The sequence below is a fragment of the Mycobacterium marinum genome (genome assembly GCF_003391395.1).
In the GTDB taxonomy this organism is placed as follows: Bacteria; Actinomycetota; Actinomycetes; order Mycobacteriales; family Mycobacteriaceae; genus Mycobacterium; species Mycobacterium marinum.
This window is the reverse complement of sequence record NZ_CP024190.1, coordinates 3,042,819-3,062,404: the sequence shown is the minus strand read 5'-3', so window position 1 is coordinate 3,062,404 and position 19,586 is coordinate 3,042,819. Positions and strand designations below refer to the sequence as shown.

Sequence of the window (19,586 nt, the reverse complement as noted above, 5' to 3'; positions counted from 1 at the left end):
AGAGATCCAGGCCCACCCGTTCCAACCGGTTCTCACCCGCGCCAGCCGCACACCGACTCGATAGCGCTGGCCGGCGCCCGGCCCCTAGCCTCCGCCACCGAAGCCTCCCTGACCGCCGTTACCGCCAGAGCCGCCATTGATGCCTGAGGGTGCCCCGCCGGTGGCTCCGCCGGAGCCGTTTTGGCCGGGGTAGGCGCTCCCATCGACTACTCCCATCCCACCGGTGCCGCCGGCCCCGCCGTTTCCGCCCGCGCCCCCGGGTTCGGTCACGCTGAAGGGTGGGACTCCCGTATCGGTGCCCAGGCCCCCCGCTCCGCCGGCCCCGCCATGGCCGCCGTCACCGCCTGAACCGTTGAGCCCGATACCGCCGAATCCGCCGGCTCCACCGCTCCCTCCATCACCTGCACTGCTTAGCCCGCCCGATGTATCGCCTCCGTCGCCGCCGTCACCGCCCGAGCCACCATCTCCGCCTTGCGAGGTACCAGTTCCGCCGGTGCCGCCGGTGCCGCCGGTGCCGCCATTGGCGCCAAAGTAGGAATCGCCGCCGTCCCCTCCGCTACCCCCGGTGCCGCCAGTCGCGCCGGTGCCGCCCGCGCCTCCCAAGCCGCCCCGACCGCCTTTGCCGCTGTTCGAGTCGCCGCCGTCACCGCCGACGCCGCCCGTACCACCGGTTCCGGCGCTGCCCGATGCCCCCGTTGCGCCGGTGCTCGATCCGTCGCCGCTGAGGCCGCCACCGCCCCCACTGCCGCCCTGGCCGGCCGAACCCCCGGTTCCCCCGGTTCCCCCGGTTCCGCCGGTACCAAACCCCGTGGCATAGCTACCGCTGCCGCCAGCACCGCCGGTTCCGCCGGTCCCACCGATTCCGCCTTGGCCACCGGCGCCCCCGGCGCCGTCGGCGCCGTCCTGGAACCCGCCTGCCTGGGCCTGGCCACCGAGTCCTCCCGTCCCGCCGGTTCCGCCGGTGCCGCCCAAACCACCGGTAGACCCGCCACCACCTGGCACGCCCGAGCCCGTGGGCATCGACAAACCGGTGGCGCCGGTGCCGCCCTGGCCGCCGACTCCGCCGGTTCCTCCGGCACCGCCAGCGCCACCGTTGCCGGCTTGGGCTCCTCCGAGACCCCCAGCCCCTCCGTCACCACCGGTTCCTCCGGTAGCACCGGTGTCACCGGGGAGACCCAGCGTCGTGCCGCTGGCACCGGTAGCGCCTTTGCCGCCGGCGCCGCCCGTGCCACCATCGCCGCCGTTGCCGTAGAGCCCACCGTCGCCACCGGCCCCACCGGTACCCCCTTTAGCTCCGGTAGCGCCGCTGCCACCGGTCCCCCCGTCGCCGCCGTCACCACCACTGGTGGGACTGGTCCCGGCCTTGCCGGTGCTCCCCGTGGTCAAACCGGTCCCGCCTTTGCCGCCAGCCCCTCCAGCACCGGGATCACCGCCGTCCCCGCCATTTCCACCGGTCGCACCGGAACCCGCCACCGCATTAGCGCCGTCGCCGCCATCGCCCGGATTCCCTCCCGCGCCACCGTTGCCGCCGTCACCACCGGAGCCCTGGGTGCCGTCGGCGTATCCAGCCGCCTGAGCCTGACCGGCGTCGCCACCGTTACCGCCGGTGCCGCCCGTCCCACCATCGCCGCCGTCTCCGCCGTCCCCAGCGTTGAGGTTGCCCCCGGCCACTCCGTTGGCACCGTTGCTGGCGGCACCCCCCTTACCTCCGGCGCCGCCGTTGCCGCCATCGCCGCCGTCGCCACCGTGGCCTGCCAAGGATCCGCCGCTGCCGCCGGCTCCGCCGATTCCGCCCGCCCCGCCGTCGCCGCCGTCCCCGCCGTCCTGTCCGGGGGTGAGGCCTCCGAAGCTGTTTGTGCCGGAGGCTCCGTTGCCGCCGTCGCCCCCATCGCCGCCATTGCCGTAGAGCCCACCATCGCCACCCGTTCCGCCGGCACCACCACTGGCGCCGTTGAGGGTGGCATTGGCGCCATCGCCACCGTTGCCGCCGTTGCCGCCGCTGGTTGGGCTGAAGCCGTCGGCGCCTTCGGCACCCATCGTGGAGCCGCTACCGCCGCTACCGCCGGCCCCACCGACTCCGGGGTCGCCGCCGTGACCACCATCGCCGCCGGCCTGACCAGAACCCGCGGCCGCGTTTGCTCCGTCACCGCCGCTACCGGCGCCGCCCCCAGCCCCGCCGGTGCCGCCGTCACCTCCGACACCCTGTGTGCCATCGGCAAAGCCGGCGGCCTGGGCCTGGCCAGCCACTCCGCCATTGCCACCGGAGCCGCCGGCACCGCCGGCACCGCCGCTGCCACCGTCGCTGCCGTCGAGCGACAAACTGGTGCCGTCGAATCCTCGACCACCGTCTCCGCCCTGGCCACCAGCGCCGCCGATGCCGCCGGCACCACCATCACCACCGTCGCCGGCGAGGGCGCCGCCCATGCCGCCGGCACCACCACTGCCACCGGACCCACCGGTGCCGCCGCCGGTGCCATTACCGCCTACGACCGACGAAATTCCCCCAAAGCCGGTGTATCCGTCCCCACCGGCACCACCGTCACCGCCGTCGCCATATAACCCACCGTCACCGCCGGCGCCGCCGGCGCCACCGGCGCCACCGGTCGCTGCGAACGCGGCACCATCGCCGCCGGCGCCGCCGTTGCCGCCAGTCGTGGGCGCGGCCCCGTCGGCCCCGTGTGCGCCCGTCGTGGAACCGCTTCCACCGACTCCACCGATTCCGCCGGCACCGTTATTCCCGCCGTTACCGCCGTCACCCCCGGCCATGCCAGAACCCGCCACCGCGTCAGCGCCATTGCCACCGTCACCGGCAGTCCCGCCCGCGCCGCCACCGCCCCCGGCCCCACCCATTCCCTGGACGCCGTCAGAGAACCCCACGGCCTGGGCCTGGCCAGCCGCGCCACCCGCACCGCCGGCCCCACCGACACCACCGGCGCCACCATCGCCACCGTCGGTGCCATCGAGGCTGGCGCCAGTAACACCATCAACCCCACCCGCGCCAAGCCCACCGGCTCCACCGGTAGCCCCAGCCCCACCTACACCGCCGTCACCACCATGGCCTGCCAGCGCACCGCCCATGCCCCCGGCACCACCGGCGCCCCCGGCACCACCGGCTTCACCGACATCACCGGAGGCACCCGCCACGGTGGCATCTTGACCGTTAGCACCGACATACCCGTCCCCACCGGCACCACCGTCACCGCCGTTGCCATACAACCCGCCATCACCACCGACGCCGCCGATACCACCGTCGCCACCGGCGCTCACGGCGTCGGCTCCACGGCCACCACTGCCACCGTTGCCGCCAGACGTGGAAATGGCCCCGTCCGCGCCACGGTCGCCCGTAGTCGATCCGGACCCTCCGGCGCCACCAGCGCCACCCAGGCCCGAGTCGCCGCCGCGCCCACCGGCTCCACCGGTGCCATCGCCCGCGCCCGCGAACGTGCCCGCGGCGCCGGCGCCACCATCACCAGCGGCCCCACCGGCACCGCCCTGACCACCGGTCCCACCGGCACCCTGGCCGCCCAGGAAGCGGATCAAGCCGCCCTTGCCTCCAGCACCGCCGATGCCACCGGCGCCGCCATTGCCGCCGTTGCCACCCGTGCCACCGGCGCTAGCCGGCACGAGCCCGTCGGCTCCGGTACCACCGGCGCCACCGGTGCCCCCGATACCGCCCGAGCCGCCCGCCCCACCGGCACCAATCAACCAGCCACCGCTACCACCGGCGCCGCCGCTACCTGCGTCACCGCCGACTCCACCGGACTCACCGGCGCCGACCGCCAATCCGGTGCCGCCATCCCCGCCCGCACCACCGCGCCCGCCGTTACCCCAAAATCCGGAGTCGCCCCCCACACCGCCGTTGCCACCGGTACCGACAGCTGCACCGCTTCCGCCGACACCACCGACCCCGCCATTGCCATACCACCGGCCGCCATCGCCGCCAGCGCCACCGACCCCGCCGTCGCCCGAACCAGCACCACCACCGGCGCCACCGGTACCACCGCTACCCAGCAACCCCGCGTTTCCGCCAGCACCACCGACCCCGCCGTCGAGGGCGCCGCTGCCCCCGGCCCCACCGGCACCACCGGCACCACCGGCGCCCCAGAGCCCGGACCAACCACCGGAGCCTCCCGCACCTCCGACCATTCCCTGTCCACCGGCGCCGCCAATTCCGCCGTTGCCGTAGAGAATCCCGCCGCTGCCACCGGCCCCGCCAGCAGCACCGGTGCCCGACGCGCCGGCAGCGCCGCCCGCGCCCCCGGCACCGCCATTACCGAATAATCCCGCCGCCCCACCAGCGCCGCCGGTCTGGCCGGTGCCTCCCGAGCCGCCATTGCCGCCATTGCCCCACAAAATGCCGCCGGCCCCGCCTGCTTGCCCGGTGCCGGCAGCTCCATCGGCACCGTTGCCGATCAACGGACGCCCGAACCAGGATTGCGTGGGAGCATTGATCAGTTGCAGCGCAGCCTGTTCCACGGCCTGCAGGGGTGCAGCATTGCCCACCTCTGCGGCCGCGTAGGACCCCACTCCCGCGCGCATTGTCTGCACGAAGTCGTCGTGAAAGGCCGCCATCCGCGTACTGATGGACCGATACTCGACAGCGTGTGCGCCGAACAGCGCCGCAATCGCCTCCGACACCTCATCGCCACCAGCGGCGAGCACGCTGGTAGTGGCCCCCGCGGCCTGTGCATTGGCGGTGCCGACCAAAGACCCGATCCGCGCTAGGTCTGACGCAGCCGCGGCCACATACTCCGGCAACACATTCACAAACGACATTCCCACCCCTACCCACTCGTTGACGAGAGCTCCGTGGGCCAGCCTTGCCAGCCCAGATTTCGAGGTCAACGGCGTCGCACACACTTGATACACAGGCCCGCTAGCGGCACCCGACGTCGTCTCAGGCCGGGGCTTGGACCTCTGATAGCAGCCAGATAGATGGACGAGTCCGTCTCACATTGAGAAGTTATGAATTTCTCAAAAACGGGGGGCGGCTTTCAGTACGCAAAGGTAAGAATGTGGCTCACACGAGGTGATCACCGACCCGCCCGGAACTCTCAGACCAAGCCATGATCGATCCCATCTCGAACACCGGAGTGGATGCCCTTGACATCAACATGCTGGCACCAAGATCAGCTGCGGGGACCAAACCTTGCGCCACACCCTGATTCGCCACCTCTGTGCGGAAGAATGTTATTTACTTTGAACAACTTGCCACTTGGTATTTCGAGCGGGGAGGACACTGACCAGTGCCCAACGACGACTGGCTCGTCGGAGGCGATCGGCGCCGCGCCGCCGCCGATCGAATTTATGACGCCGCCACCGACCTCATCGCCCACGAGGGAATCAACCAACTCGACATCGACAGGCTTGCGACCCTCGTCCATTGTTCGCGCGCGACCGTCTATCGCTACGTCGGCGGTAAGAACGACATCCGCAACGTTGTTGTCAAACGCGCTGCCGCACGCATCGCCGACTCCGTCCGCTCGGCGGTGGAGAATCTTAGCGGCCGAGAACGCGTCGTCGCCGCGATCATCTTGTCGGTCCAACGCATTCGAGCCGACCCGCTCGGCCAACTCATGATCAGCTCGATTCATGGCGGCACTCAGGAAGTCGCCTGGCTTGCCGACTCGCCGCTGCTTGCGGGTGTGGCCAGCGACCTCACCGGACTTGCCGGCGGTGATCCCCACGCCGCGAAATGGGTGGTCCGCGTAGTGCTATCGCTGATGTACTGGCCGGCCGAAAGCGAAGACGTCGAACGCCTCATGGTCGAGAAGTTCGTCGCACCGGTATTCGCCGAGTAGCGGTGGCCGCGAGGGATACCCGTGAGTGGGTCCCGGTGCCGCGCGGCCTGGGGGCTGCAGTCTCCCACCGTCGGCGGTGCCGTCGAACTGGAAGTCCATCGCCCGAAACAGCGTTGCGACGCATCGCTGATATCCCCGCTACGGCGGGTGATCGTGTTATCTCAAGACGGGATATTGGTACCGGCGCTGGGCGCGGCACCCACCTGGCCACAGCCGATGCGGTCGCATTTCCGCATTGTCGGATCAATTCAGATGTCCGGCAGTCACTTCCCGGACCACTGTCGGCTTGCTCGCCACCGAAGCTGGACTGGTAGTCAGCCATACCCCACCTGAAAGACCTCATCCGGGGAGATCATTGCTGGCCGGCCCCGACGGCACTCGTGGCCCACGTTGACGGGACCATCGGGATACCTGAAGCAGTTGACGTCGACCAACCCCTAGCCGAAGCCGTCGCCGGGGAGCCAGCAGTATCGGCAAAGCCCGCCACCGTAGCCACTTCGCCAGACGGCTGCGCCACCTCCGCAGGTATGTGCCTCGGTGCCATCATCTCGACGGGGTTCGCGTCGACCGAGTCATCAGTGGTCGCGGAATCCGAATCGAGGGGGTGAGACGTGATCCGATCAGTGCCGGTATCGGATTCGGCGCCGGAGAAATCGGGCGCCGACTGATCCCGATAGTTGACGTAGCCGCCAATGCCAAGCGGCAACGCGATTGGCAAGGTAATCGCGGCCGTGGCACCAAGGCCGACTGGGACGAGAGCACTTGAACCCAGCACTAAGAGCAACGTCGCCAGCGGATAGTTCCACAACAACGCCACAACGGCCCCCAAGAGAAACGGAACCCAGTCGGCAAGGAACGCGCCGATAGCTGAAAGTAGCCCTCCAATTAGCCCAAGGAGACCCTGCAGCAATGACAACAGAAGCGGTATGAAGAACTCCCAAAACAAAAATACGACCGTTATGCCCAAATAGGCCACTTCGAGAATCCCTTGCCAGACCCAAACAAGCATCCCTACAATCCACGACCAGATGCTGCCGATGACCTCGGCGCCGCCTATGGCTGCGGTGGTTCCCGCGCTACCGGCCGGTCCCATTTCAGGATCTTTGAGGATCACTGGCGCGGGCGAGTTGTGTGGCGCTGAGGCCAGCGCCACAGCCGAGATCGCGTCATAGGCGCCCATCGTGGTGGCGGCCTGCACCCACATGCGGACGTAGTCGGCCTCATTGAGTGCAATTGGAATAGTGTTGATACCGAAGAAGTTCGTCCCCAACAACACCGCGTGAGTGGTGTGGTTGGCCGCCAGCTCAGTCAGCGTCGGCATCGCCGCTAACGCACTGATATATGCCGTTGCCACGATTTCGAGCTGGGCCGCCGATTCACCGCAGACGGTGCTGTTCTGAGCTAACCACTGCAGATAGGGCAGATACGCGGCCATACAACTCTCGGCACCAGGGCTCTGCCACGCCCCGACCTGTATCCCAGCCAGCTCTGCAGCCAACTCGTCTGCTGCCGTGGCGTATTCGGCACCCAGCGAGCCCCACGCCGCGGCGGCGGTGAACAGCGGACCAGGGCCCGAGCCACTCCACAATGCACCCGAAAGTACCTCCGGCGGCCAGGCTATCCATACGGACGCCGTCATTACAGACCTCTTGAAGTTGCACGCGAAGCCGCTGTCGCGATATCGCCACCGGCGTCCCCGATCCCGGCCAGGGTTCGACTGGAAAACCCCGCCCCGCTTTGCCAATTCGCCAGATTTGATACCGGAAGCATCGTCTTGCTGGCCGTTGCCCAACCCTCGGAAGTTAATCGCGTCACGACCATAAGCCCCTTTCGACCTCGCCCTGCCCCGATAGAGGCTGCGGGGTGACCGCCGATACCCACCACCAATCGAGGTATCGATCAACCGCGTTCCGTCCTAGCAACTCCCGTGAACGCGTCATCGCGACCGGAATGTGCGGCATACGGTAGTGAGCGTATGGGGGCTCGTCAGTACTTCGGCGGCACTGGGACTTCCAATAAGGACGCCTTCTGACCATTTCTCATGGTCATGGAACCTCGGGGCTGACTAGCGCACATTAATTCCATGTGAGTCTGGCCAAAACCATTTTCTGTCAACAGGATTGACACTGAACCTGCCGCGGGAGTCAACCTGAATCGCGACCACGGCATGGCTGGATAGCCCGGCCGATCGCAGTGTTACCGCTCATCACCGGATCCCGGCGTGCTTGCCTTACCCGTCTTCATTATTGGCAGGCGGCACAGTTCAACGATGCCGGCGCGGCAAGCGTTACAACCGAAGCCGCTCGGTCAGGTTGCCGCCGGGGCATCTCGTGCTTCCCGCCTGGAGTCGCGAACCGACAGAAGCCACCCTCGGGCGGTGCCGGATGCGACTTCTTGCAGCGAATCAGACCGCAAGCGCTAAGACTTCGTCAAAGCCAGCGACCAGAGCGCTATAAAACACGTCGTAGTCGGGGATGGCGCCGGTATCGACATTGATGCCGAGCGCGCAGCTATCCACGTAGGACAACAGGGTGACGTTGACCGCCGCACCGATCGTTGGACCAAATGCGTATTGGGTGCGCACTGCGGCCCCGCCCAGAAACACCGGCACGGGCACCCCGGGCACATCGCTGGTCAGAAAATCAACATGCCGCAGAACCGAACCTATGTACCACCGCGGCATCAGGTTCAAAAAGCCGGCGATGGCTTGCGTATGCGGCAGCGACTTTTCCTGTCGCACCGCGCTGACCCGCTCGTGTATGGCCTTGATTCGCTGTGCCGGGTCGGCTTTGCCGACCGGAATATCGAAGCGCATGATGGTGATACGGTTGCCGCCCATACCATCGTCATCGGTTCGCAGACTGATCGGCATCGTCAGGTGTAGGTCACCAACGCCGACACCGTGTTTCTCATGATAAAGGCGTAGTCCACCGGCCACTCCGGCCACGAATGCGTCGTTGAGTGCACCCCCGCATCGGTGGGCGGCCTCGCGCAACTGCAGCCGAGGCACCTCGAGGACGCCGAGATGCCGGATCAAACTGCGTTCCTTGATCAGCGGAGAACCGGTGTGGTTCAGTGGCCGAACGGTTCGGTAAACCGAGGCGGCGTTGGCTGCGGCCGATCGCGCTGTCACTACGGGCCGCCGCAGGCTGTTGTACAGCAACAGCGGCCCCCCCTTGATCGCTCCGGTTAACGCTCTGGCCAGCATGGACACACCGTAGCGCCAGGAGTCGCGGTACCCGTCGAGCCACGAATGCCGGGGCAGTTCCGCAACCGCCGGCAGCGACGGGTGTGCACCGACCTCTGCGGACAGGTCAAACAGGTGCATGGCGATCTGGACGCCACCGACACCATCGGTGAGCGCGTGGTGGAACTTGCAGATCACGGCGGCACCACCATCTTGGAGGCCCTCGATCAGCGTCGTCTCCCACAGCGCCCTGGCCCGGTCGAAGTCTTGCATCTCGGCCAACCGGGCCATCTCGAGCACATCCTCGAACGTCCCGGCTCCGGACACCGTCACCCGCCGCATGTGGTAGTCCAACTCGAAGTCGGCGTCGGGCTCCCATCGAGGCGGAGCGGGTGGCGGGGATTCCACCACCCGCTGCCGAAACATCGGCATCTCACGGCTGATCAGGTCGAACCGCTGGCGAACCTCATCCCAATCCGGAGATCGATCCAGCAACAAGACCGTGACGACGGTGGATCGAAGGCGCGGATCGCTTTCCATCGACCAGGTAAACGCGTCACTATTGCGCATGAATTCGGTCATGTTGACTCCACGCACAAAACGTACGCCAGTCCGTGACCGGGGTCACTAGCGTGTTGGCCGCCAATGACTTTGGTCCCCATGAATTGGGGCCGTTAGTCGACCCCCGGGTCAGGCGCCCAGCACCCGCCGGGTGTAGTCATTGAGAAAGACGCGGTTGGGATCCAGCCGGTCGCGGACCGCGGTGAAGCGGTCCCAGGCCGGATAGCGCTCCCGCAGGCTGGCAGCCCGTTGATAGTGACGCTTGCCCCAGTGTGGCCGGCCGCCGTACTCATCCATGATCGCTTCGACCGCCCGGAAGTAGGTCTCGAATTCCATCCCGGTGTACTGATGCACCGCGATATAGCAGGTGTCCCGCTCGTAGGCGGTGGACAGAAACGCATCGTCGGGAGCGCTGAAGCGGACCTCGAGGGGGTACATGATCGGCAAGTCGCGACGGCGCACGACCTCGATGACGCGGCGAACCGCCTCCCGCGCATTCTCACGCGGAATCGCGTACTCCATCTCGGTGAATTTGACGTTGCGCGGACTCGGGTAGACCTTCCAACCACGATCTTGCACGCTCGAGGGCGACATCAAACTCGTCAACAGACGATTCAGTTTCGGTGCTGTGCTGGGGAACTGCCGACCGGTCCGGCAGACAAGGCCTAATCCAACGTTTTCGAATTGGTCCCCCACCCGACGCCTCCACTCGGGTACGGGCATGGGGGGCTCTTCGCTGCGGCGCGTGGTCCGTGTCAGCGCCGTCTCGGCATAGGGAAACACGAAAAACTCGAAGTGGTCGTTGTTGTCGACATGCTCATCGAGCCGCTCGAGCGTTTCAGCGAGGGGCTTGAGCTCGTCGTCACGATGCAACGTGAACAGCGGCACTACCTTGAGGGTGAGCTGCGAAATCACCCCGAGAGCGCCGATAGACACCCGTGCTGCCAGATAGTCATCACCCTCGGATAGCTCTAGGACCTCACCGCTGGCGGTGACCAGTCGTAGCGCAACGATTTGCGCCGACACGTTGGCGAAGCGGGCTCCGGTCCCATGCGTCGCGGTCGCGGTCGCACCGGTGATGGACTGCTTGTCGATGTCGCCCTGGTTTTCCAGCGCCAGACCGTGCTCTGCGAGCTGCGAAAAGAGTGGACGCAGTTTGGCCCCGCCCTCGACAGTGGCCAGCCCGGCCTCGGGATCCACGTTGACGATCCGCTGCATCCCGGCCATGTCGACCATCACTCCGTCAGTGCATGCGCAGTCGGTGAACGAGTGCCCGCTGCCGACCGCGCGCACTCGCTCGCCGCGCTGGCCGGCTTTTGCGACAAGCTCTGCCAATTCGGCTTCCGAAGCTGGCCGGACAATCTCCGACGGCGCACAGTACTGCTCGCCAGCCCAATTTCTCCACACAGTTTTCACCGCGCCAACTCCCTCACTACCGACTCGGCCACGGTGACCGCGTGTGCCACCGTCTCATAATTGACGTTGTCCGGCGTATCGGACATCTGATGGTAATTCGACAGCGCTTTGTGGCGGTCGATCGACGAGAAGCACGCCGTCGGGTAACCCGCCCGGCTCATGATCACGGCGTCGGTGCTGTTGCGAGAGCGCATGCCGCGCCGCAGCGGCGCCTCGGCCCGGTCGGCGGCACGCGCCACCAGGTCACGGAATGGCCGATGGTAGTAATCCTCCATAACCGTGGTGCCTTCACCTTCGAGCATGATGAGTTCGGGCGAGCCGATGGTGTCGAAATTGAGGAAATACGTGTGGTCCCGGTCCAGTTCGGGCTTGTGGCGGGCGACAAATCCGTAAACGCCACCCTGCAGTTGTTCTTCGGCGCCGAGTGACACCAGTAGCACCCGCACGCCCGGCACCGGTCGCTCGCGTAGCCGCTCGGCGAGGGCAACAAGCAACGCGACGGCCGAGAGGTTGTCGTTGGCCCCGGGCACGATTGGACTGCGAGCGATGTCGGTGAACGCCGCTACTCCGATCGCGCTCATGGCTGCGCCCGCGATCATCGTTTTCCGGCTACCGCGCCAAGCACCGACACCGGCGACGATCGGCGCCAAGATTGACGGCCACCAGTTCGGTAGCGAGGTGTCAATGCGCTCGACGATCCCCGGGAACCGCTCGACAAAGAAGCGTTGATAGCCCGGCTCAAAGAACTTTCCGCTGTGGGCGGCGTCATGGTGGGCGCACACCACAACCGTCTCCTGCCCGTCAAGGTCTCCGGCCTCGGCCACAACATTCCACGTCGTTCGCCGCTGTTGGAGCGACTTGCGTGCGATGCGCACCCCGTTCGAGCAGTCATCGGCGATCGCCAGTCCGGCTCCCACGCCGGCGAGCGCGGCAACGCCGCGCAGCCGCCGACTGATCAGCCCGGCGGCGGCCGCGCCGACCCCGACCGCCGACAATCTGGCGTGTAGCTGCGGATAGCCGTCGTAGAACTGCTCCTCTTCGATACGTGCATGTTGCGCCCCAGCCGCATCAAGCCAGTCCACGATCCGCAGTGCCGCCTCGTGCTCACCCGGGTCACCGGCCGATCGCTCGATCGGTGCCAGCGTCTCGATGATCGTGCGCATCGTGGCAAGCTCGGTAGGCAGTACCGTGATCGGACTCATTGCAGCTCCTTATCGCGCAATTCGTAAGCGAGGCAAACCTTTTCCGGCGCCGAAGGCTATTGGCTCGTTAGAGAAATGTGCGTCCCTCACCCCGGTAGGTCGGGACGACGTCGACGACCTGCGCGCCACGAACCAGATACAAGCGATCGAATCGCTCACAAAGTTCGCCGGCCTTGGTGTGGCGGAAGTAGACCTTGTCGCCAACCTTGAGCCGTCGCGCCGCGCGGCCCGACAGCGGTGTCTGCACCTCGCCGGTGCCCTCCATCGGGTCGAGCTTCAACCCGCTGGGCAGATAGGGGCTGGGCATCCGGTCTTTTGCTCCGACTCCGCTGGCCAGGTAGCCGCCGCCGAGCGCGGTGACGGTCTTGGCTCCGGGTCGGCGGCATATCGGCAACGCAAACATCGCCGCTGGCTGCAGGGAGAACGCCGAGTAGGAGTCAAACAATGTCGGCGCGTAGAACCCGGAGCCGGCGGTCGCTTCGGTGACCGCGGACTCGTGGGCGACCAGTTGAAGGTCTCCGGTGCCGCCGGCATTGACGATCTCGAGTTCAGCGACCTCGCTGACCAGTTCAACGGCGCGAGCGCGGCGTTCGCGCAGCTCTGCGAAGGATTCGCGCTGCATCCAGCGCACGATCGCGTTTTGGGCGAATTTGCCTGCCACCTGGTCCCCGAACCCGGCGATGTGGCCTTCGTAGGACATGAGTGCGACCAGTCTCAGCCGTGGCCGCCGGGCGATCTCCAGCGCAAGCTCGCGTGCTTGTTCGGGGGTGTGCAACGGTGAGCGCTTCGGGCCGACCTTGACCCGTCCTCCCGCTCGCCAATAGCCGGCGTCGAGGTCCAGGCACAGCCGAACCGGCCTGTCGGTTGCTCGGTCGATCAGGTCGAGGTGTTCGACGCTATCGACCATGACGATCGGCGCCCGCGCGGGGTTTTCGGCGGTTAGCTCGCCCAGCTCACGCAGCCCGGTGCGATCGGTTGTCGGATAGGCAAGCAACAGGTTGTCGAAGCCCTGTCCGGCCAGCCAGAGGGTCTCGGCCAGCGTGAAGGTCATCAGACCTTCGAATCGTGGGTTCGAGTCCAGGATTTCGCGCTGCAGCGGCCTGCATCGCAATGACTTGGACGCCACCCTGATCGGCTTGTCGCCCGCGCGCGAAAGCATTTGGCCGGCATTGCTCCACATCGCGTCGAGGTCCACGAACGCAAACGGTGCATCTTGGTCGGCAAACGCTTCCTCGTACCGCTGTAACCGATTCTGCTCATCTAGCCTGGCCATCTCGTCCGAGCGTTGCTCGCGACCCACCTCGTGCACGCCGCCACCCTACTGAACGTGGCCCACGCAGTGACAGAGGATCGGCCATGTTGCGCCCAGGGATCACCGGATATGCCACATTGTGTGCGGATCGCCTGCGAATTTGCGCAGGGATGTGCAAATTTCCCTTGAATTGCCGCCGGCGGGGTCCGTGCGCGCTAGGGAAGTCCGTTCGACCCGTTCTGGCCGAAGATGAATCCGCCGCTACCGCCGGCGCCACCGGCCGCGCCTCCGGTACCGTCGCCGCCGTCGCCCCCGTTGCCGATGAGCACCGCACTGCCGCCGGTACCACCGACGCCCGTGCCCCCTGGCGCACCGTTGCCCCCGGCACCGCCGTTGCCGAAGAACAGCGCACCCGAGCCGCCGGCACCGCCCGCTCCCTGGCCGCCCGCGCCGCCATCGCCGCCGGCTCCGCCATTGCCGAAGAACGCCGAGGCCGCGCCACCCTGGCCGCCCGCGCCGACGCTGGTGCCCCCGCCCGCGCCACCGTTTCCGCCGGTACCGCCGTTGCCGAAGATCAGGCCGCCGTCACCGCCGTTGCCGCCGGTGGCATACAGCGCCCCGTTGGTGCTGGTGGCCCCACCGTTGCCCCCGGTCCCGCCGACCCCGAAGAACAGCCCGGCTCGCCCACCATTGCCGCCAGTCCCGCCCACCGGCTGGGTTGTCAACGGCACCGCTGCGGTTTCACCGGCACCGATACCGCCACCGCTGCCGCCGGTGCCGCCGAAACCAAGGAACTGGGCGTCACCGCCGGCACCACCAAAGCCCCCTGAGCCGGCAAAACCGTCGGTGACCACGCCCGTGCCTCCGGAACCACCGAGGCCACCGTTACCGCCGGCCCCGCCCGTGCCGAAGATCCAGCCTCCCGGGCCGCCTACGCCACCGAGGCCACCCACCCCGCCGTTGCCCCCGTCATTGCCACCGCTGGCGCCATCGCCCCCGATACCGCCGTCGCCGCCGGCCGCGCCGTTGCCGAACAAACCAATTGCGCCGGCATCGCCGCCGGAGCCGCCATGTCCACCGGGGCTCGCGAACGTCCCGACGCCGGCACCTCCGGCGCCACCGGCCCCACCTGCACCGGGCGTGCCGAACAGGACCCCGCTCTGACCACCGAGCCCGCCCATGCCGCCATATCCGCCGATGGTCTCGGTCGTCGTGTCGCTGAGCCCACCGGTGCCACCGGTGCCGCCGGCACCACCGAAGCCGATCAGAGCCGCACCACCGCCGCCGGCACCCCCGGTCCCGCCAACGCCGCCCGCCGACAGAATGGTCTGCCCGACGCCGGTGGGCGGCGCCACCCCGCCGGTCCCGCCGGCGCCACCGGCACCTCCGTAGCCGTAGAGCAGTCCTGCCCCTCCACCGTTGCCGCCGTTTCCGCCGCTGGTACCCACAAACCCGGCTAGCGGAGCGCCGCCGCCGTTGCCGCCGGCCCCGCCGGCACCGCCGTTGCCCCACAGCAGCCCGCCGCTGCCCCCGGCACCCCCGTTGAATCCGTTGACACCCGCGACGGTGGAGTCTCCCCCGGCTCCGCCGCTGCCGCCGTTGCCCCAGAGCCCGGCACTGCCGCCGTTGCCCCCACCCTGATTGTTGGCGCCGGACCCGCCGTTGCCGCCGTTGCCGTACAGAAACCCGCCATTACCACCGCTTTGCCCGGTTCCCGGCGCCCCGTCTGCGCCATTGCCGATCAGCGGCCGGCCGAAGAGCGCCTGGGTCGGTGCATTGATCAGGTTCAGCGCGTCCTGCAGGGGTGAGACGCTGGCCGCCTCGGCCAGAGCGTAGGAACCCGCACCCGCGTTGAGCGCCTGCACGAACTGCTCATGAAACAGCGCGGCCTGCGCACTCAGGGACTGATAGGCCTGGGCATGTGCGTCGAACAACGCCGCGACCACAGCCGATACCTCGTCAGCGCCAGCGGCGAGCACCGACATCGTTGGGGCAGCGGCGGCGGCATTGGCCGCGCTTATCGATGAGCCAACGCTCGCCAGATCGGTAGCCGCCGCAGCCACCATCTCTGGCGCTGCGATGAGATACGACATCAGTGACCTCCCACCACGTCACACAGACCCGGCAGCCGCCCGGTCGCCATCGAACCCTCGGCAAGGGTATCGCTATCAAGTCAGCACACCCCGCATTTGCGGGTGACCTATCAAGCGTTTCGCTCGATGGCGCCGGAACGTTTCAGCCGGCCGCACTTCCGACGCTTCCGGGAACGCCGCGCAGCAGCTGAGACCATCAGGTGGCGTTGGTTTGGGCCTCCGCGAATTCGCAAAACGCGGTGTAGGCCCGCGCACCGTAAATCGTGGCCGGTCCGCCGTGCATCAAGATGGTTACGCCGATGGCCTCAGCGGCTTCCTCCGGAGTGGCCCCCGCACGTGCGGCAGCCTGGGCATGGGAGGCAATGCAGCCGTCACACCCTTCCACGACACCGATCGCCATCGCCATGAGCTCCTTGACCTTGCGGCTGAGGGAGCCGTCGGCGAAGGCGGCACCGCTGAGCGCCGCGAATCCCTTGTAGACCTCCGGGATCTGCTGACGAAGCGCCCGGTGTTGGGGCCGCAATTCCTCGAGAACCTCGTGATGGTGCTGGTCTGACATAGCTGTATTACCCCCCTTGGGTGTTAGGCGGAATGGGTGGACTCGGATCGACGGTCACACTTGCGACGGATTGGCGACGCTGGAATTCTCCAATTCGCCGATGACCGCCTTCAGCTTGCCCGAAACCTCTTCGGCGATCGGCACCAGCATCGGTTCGCCGGTCACGTCCGCCATCATCTGGGGATTCATCGCCTCGATGATGATGGTCCCGTCCCGCTCAGGGTCCGCCCGCACCACGACGTTGCACGGCAACAGCGTGCCGATCTGACGATTGACCCCGATAGCGCGGTGGGCCAGGGGTGGGTTGCAGGCGCCGAGGATCAGGTAGTCCTCCATGTCTTCGCCGAGTTTGGCTTTCAGCGTTTCCTTCACATTGATCTCGGTCAGAACGCCGAAGCCTTGCCCGGCCAGCGCCCCGCGGGTGAGTTTGACTGCCTCGTCAAAGCTCGTGTGCAGCGTGGTCGACAACGCAAGATTCATTACCAGTGCCTCCCTATCCTTCGTTAACGCTGTTCAGGCCAGCGCCAGAAACAGCTTTTCCAATTCGGCTTCAGTCAGTGGCGGTGCGCCGTCGGCCGTGGCGCCCAGCGCACATTCCCGCAGCCCGGTCGCGACGATCTTGAACCCGGCGCGGTCCAGGGCGCGTGATACCGCGGCAAGCTGGGTAACCACGTCTTTGCAGTCGCGGCCCTGTTCGATCATTGAGATCACTCCGGCAAGCTGCCCCTGGGCACGGCGCAACCTGTTCAGCACGGCAGCCATGCTGTCCTGATCACCAATCACGATGAGTCCTCTCTCGTTGAGCGTTACCGCCATAGTACCCCGGGGGGTATAAAACGGCCAGTGGCTCGATACAGGGAATATACCCCTATGGGTATCAGTTGTCCGAGTGGGTATCCCCGAAAGAAAGGACACACAATGCCTACCGTCAGCCTCAACCACGACACCTTCGAGTCGACCGTCACCGATAATTCTCTTGTTCTGGTTGACTTTTGGGCTTCCTACTGCCGCCCCTGCCACACTTTCGCGCCAACCTATGAACGATCGGCGCAGGCCCACCCCGACGTCGTGCACGCCAAGGTTGATACACAAGCGGAGCCAGAGCTGGCGGCCGCTGCGGGCGTGCGCTCAATTCCGACGGTAATGGCGTTTCGGGACGGCGTGCTGGTCTACAACCAGCCCGGTGCCATGCCCTCGGCCGTCCTCGAAGACCTGATCGGCCAGATGAAGTCACTGGACATGGACAAGGTGCACGCCACGATCGCCGCCCGCAAAGCCGCCACGGCGGGGTAGCCGATTCTGCCGCGACCATAGACCATGTACGCCCGGGGCGGTCGCGGGCTTGCCGGTTGGCGCGCGTTACGCGCGCGCCAGCAGCCAAGCCCGCCCGTCACCTTCACCCGCGGCGATCGGGTCGAGTTCGGCAAACGCGGCGGACAACTCACCGGCGGCGGCCCGGTACGTTCCCGCAGCGGCGCCGACCTCGCTCAAAGCGACGAGGGCGACCAGCCCGCCCGGCGCCAGCCGCTCGATAATGGCCGCGTCGAGGCGGCGGTCACGAAAGTTGTGACACACGATCACGTCGACAGGCGGTCCATCCGGCAGGCCGTCGTCGAGGTCGACAACGTCGAAGCGGCAGCGCGCGCTAACCCCACTGCGCTCAGCCAAATCTCGCGCCTGGGCGATTGCCACAGGGGAAATGTCGAGCCCCAAGACATCCAGACCCCGGCGGGCCAACCAGACCGCGCCGAGCCCTTGTCCACACCCCAGATCGAGAGCCCTGCCCGCGGTGGGAACCAACTTCAGGTGAGCCTGTAGTAGGGCCGGCGGACGCGCCGCGCTCACCGCTGCGGGCCCTAGGCTCGCGTAGCGCCGGTCCCAGCGACGGCGGTCGGACTCGGCCACACGCGCCACCATACGACGACCGCGACAACACCGGCGAACCTGAGCGGTGGGCGAACACCCCGGGTAACGAATACTCGGGCGGTCCACCCGCTCCACAGTTCTGGACATATGTCTACTTATGGACTGGGCGCTGGCGCCCCTGTCGCCACGGATCAGGACCGGAACGTCCAATTAATCACTTGGCAATAGCCTTAATAGCCGATCCGCTCGAGTTTCGGGGTGACGTTGTCGGGCGAGCCCGGGTATTCCTACACTGGACTCGTGTCTAGCGATAACGCCGATCCACCCGATGTCGACACCGGCGCACCCGTGGCGGCGGGGCGCCGATCGGATCGGCGGCCGGCGCAGACCATCCGCAAGGTGCTTGAAGCCGGATTGGACGAACTCCGCGCAACATCATTCGCCAACCTGACTATGCGCGCGGTTGCGGCTCGCGCCGGGGTGTCGCCGGCCAGTGCCTACACCTACTTTCCTTCGAAGAGCGCTCTGGTCGCGGCGGTCTACCTCCGGCTGCTGCGCGACCTGCCACTGCATACGGATGTCAACGACACCACCAAGACCCGGGTGAGCGCGACCATGCGGGATATGGCGATGGTGGTGGCCGACGAACCCGAACTGACCGCCGCCTGCGGCACCGCGTTGATGGCCGACGATCCGGCAGTGCAACCGCTGCGCGCGCAGATCGGCGAGGAAGTAGCGAGGCGGATCGGCGCCGCGCTGGGACCGGGTTGGCCACGCTCGGTCAAGTCGACACTGCAGATGACGTTTTCCGGCGCCCTGATGACCGCGAGATTCCTCAGTTACGAGGAGATAGCCGGACAACTTGACGAGGCGGTGAACCTCATCCTCGGCGCGGCCGTCGCCTGAAAACTAATCGGGCGCAGCGCAATCCGATCGCGGCTTCCGATCACAGATGTGGCAGCGGATCGTGCCGTCGACGGGCATTGGCAACCCGGCCTCCGCGGGCAAGAATGAAAACCTCAGCGGGCGCCGGAGTTCTCCAGATAGGCGACAATGGCGTTGGTCAGCCCGCGGCGCGCCTCATCGAGGTCTGAGTATGTCCCCAGTTGCTTCTCGGAGGTGATCCCACGCATCGCACCCGGGATGAACGCGGCCACTTCTCGTACCCGATTGGGGTCGACCTCCAAGCCGGCGAACGCCTTCTGGCAGGCCAAGGCCCAGCTGCGCTGCCACGACGACAGTTCGGCGGCCGTAAGCGGATAGTTTCGTTCGAGTTCCTCACGATTGTTGGGCAGTGCCCTGCGCAATGTCTCGATGGCCCGGGAGTGAGTGGACGTCAGTCCCTCGTACAAGGTGTCGATGATGGCGGCAACTCGCTCCGGTAGTGGGCCGCCGGAGACGGCATTCGACGGCAACTCCCCACGCCGCTCAGCCGTGCGATGCAGCACCGCTGCCCAGAACCCGTCGATGTCGCCAAACTGGTACTTCACCGCGCCCCACGTGGCTCCGCATTCCTTGGCGATGCGATTCGCCGAAGCCGCGCCCGGGTCACCAGAGGCCAGCGAGCGTAGCGCCGCCTCCAACATGCTCTCGCGCGTCGCATGTCCGCGCCGGTTCGTACGCCGCCCCTGCACGCCCAGATCTGTCAT

15 protein-coding genes are annotated in these 19,586 nt (G+C 67.1%); 3 read left to right on the top strand and 12 right to left on the bottom strand.

Features of this window, described 5'->3' with window-relative positions; translation table 11 throughout:
• Positions 1–84: 84 nt before the first annotated feature.
• Positions 85–4,776 carry a PE family protein gene (locus CCUG20998_RS12815; protein WP_116267851.1) on the bottom strand — a complete coding sequence of 1,564 codons (4,692 nt, stop codon included), beginning with the start codon at positions 4,774–4,776 and terminating at the stop codon, positions 85–87.
• Positions 4,777–5,246: 470 nt separating this feature from the next.
• On the opposite strand from CCUG20998_RS12815, the gene CCUG20998_RS12810 reads away from it, so the two are divergent.
• Positions 5,247–5,801, top strand: coding sequence for a TetR/AcrR family transcriptional regulator (locus CCUG20998_RS12810; protein WP_020728924.1), 555 nt, complete (start codon positions 5,247–5,249; stop codon positions 5,799–5,801).
• A 352-nt stretch (positions 5,802–6,153) separates the two neighbouring features.
• On the opposite strand, the gene CCUG20998_RS12805 is transcribed toward CCUG20998_RS12810, so the two are convergent.
• From CCUG20998_RS12805 to CCUG20998_RS12765, 9 genes are all read right to left on the bottom strand, one after another.
• Entirely contained in the window at positions 6,154–7,440 is a 1,287-nt protein-coding gene (locus CCUG20998_RS12805; RefSeq protein WP_020728923.1) for a PPE family protein, read from the bottom strand.
• Between the two features lie 765 nt (positions 7,441–8,205).
• The gene (locus tag CCUG20998_RS12800; protein ID WP_036455652.1) at positions 8,206–9,570 is read right to left on the bottom strand and encodes a wax ester/triacylglycerol synthase domain-containing protein; all 1,365 of its coding nucleotides are present in this window, start codon (positions 9,568–9,570) and stop codon (positions 8,206–8,208) included.
• Positions 9,571–9,678: 108 nt separating this feature from the next.
• Positions 9,679–10,965, bottom strand: a complete 1,287-nt coding sequence (locus tag CCUG20998_RS12795; RefSeq protein WP_012394368.1) for a D-arabinono-1,4-lactone oxidase — start codon at positions 10,963–10,965, stop codon at positions 9,679–9,681.
• Entirely contained in the window at positions 10,962–12,167 is a 1,206-nt protein-coding gene (locus CCUG20998_RS12790; RefSeq protein WP_020728920.1) for a M28 family metallopeptidase, read from the bottom strand. The genes CCUG20998_RS12795 and CCUG20998_RS12790 overlap by 4 nt, the downstream gene beginning before the upstream one ends.
• A 67-nt stretch (positions 12,168–12,234) precedes the next feature.
• Positions 12,235–13,476, bottom strand: coding sequence for an amino acid deaminase/aldolase (locus CCUG20998_RS12785; RefSeq protein WP_012394366.1), 1,242 nt, complete (start codon positions 13,474–13,476; stop codon positions 12,235–12,237).
• A 158-nt stretch (positions 13,477–13,634) separates the two neighbouring features.
• Positions 13,635–15,512: a PE family protein gene (locus CCUG20998_RS12780; protein WP_020728919.1), complete on the bottom strand. Its 1,878-nt coding sequence runs from the start codon at positions 15,510–15,512 to the stop codon at positions 13,635–13,637.
• Positions 15,513–15,708: 196 nt separating this feature from the next.
• A complete protein-coding gene (locus CCUG20998_RS12775; protein ID WP_011740968.1) occupies positions 15,709–16,071 on the bottom strand; it encodes a carboxymuconolactone decarboxylase family protein in 363 nt (120 codons plus the stop codon).
• A 54-nt stretch (positions 16,072–16,125) separates the two neighbouring features.
• Entirely contained in the window at positions 16,126–16,551 is a 426-nt protein-coding gene (locus CCUG20998_RS12770; protein ID WP_012394364.1) for a DUF302 domain-containing protein, read from the bottom strand.
• 33 nt (positions 16,552–16,584) lie between these two features.
• Positions 16,585–16,854, bottom strand: a complete 270-nt coding sequence (locus CCUG20998_RS12765; RefSeq protein ID WP_011740966.1) for a metal-sensitive transcriptional regulator — start codon at positions 16,852–16,854, stop codon at positions 16,585–16,587.
• 135 nt (positions 16,855–16,989) lie between these two features.
• On the opposite strand from CCUG20998_RS12765, the gene CCUG20998_RS12760 reads away from it, so the two are divergent.
• A complete protein-coding gene (locus CCUG20998_RS12760) occupies positions 16,990–17,364 on the top strand; it encodes a thioredoxin family protein (RefSeq protein ID WP_020728918.1) in 375 nt (124 codons plus the stop codon).
• 66 nt (positions 17,365–17,430) lie between these two features.
• Here the strand turns inward: CCUG20998_RS12760 and CCUG20998_RS12755 are convergent, their stop codons facing one another.
• Positions 17,431–17,976 carry an SAM-dependent methyltransferase gene (locus CCUG20998_RS12755; RefSeq protein WP_020728917.1) on the bottom strand — a complete coding sequence of 182 codons (546 nt, stop codon included), beginning with the start codon at positions 17,974–17,976 and terminating at the stop codon, positions 17,431–17,433.
• 261 nt (positions 17,977–18,237) lie between these two features.
• Here CCUG20998_RS12755 and CCUG20998_RS12750 point away from each other — a divergent pair, with 261 nt between their 5' ends.
• Positions 18,238–18,843, top strand: coding sequence for a TetR/AcrR family transcriptional regulator (locus CCUG20998_RS12750; RefSeq protein ID WP_020728916.1), 606 nt, complete (start codon positions 18,238–18,240; stop codon positions 18,841–18,843).
• A gap of 113 nt (positions 18,844–18,956) precedes the next feature.
• Here the strand turns inward: CCUG20998_RS12750 and CCUG20998_RS12745 are convergent, their stop codons facing one another.
• Positions 18,957–19,586: a TetR/AcrR family transcriptional regulator gene (locus CCUG20998_RS12745; RefSeq protein ID WP_099052637.1), complete on the bottom strand. Its 630-nt coding sequence runs from the start codon at positions 19,584–19,586 to the stop codon at positions 18,957–18,959.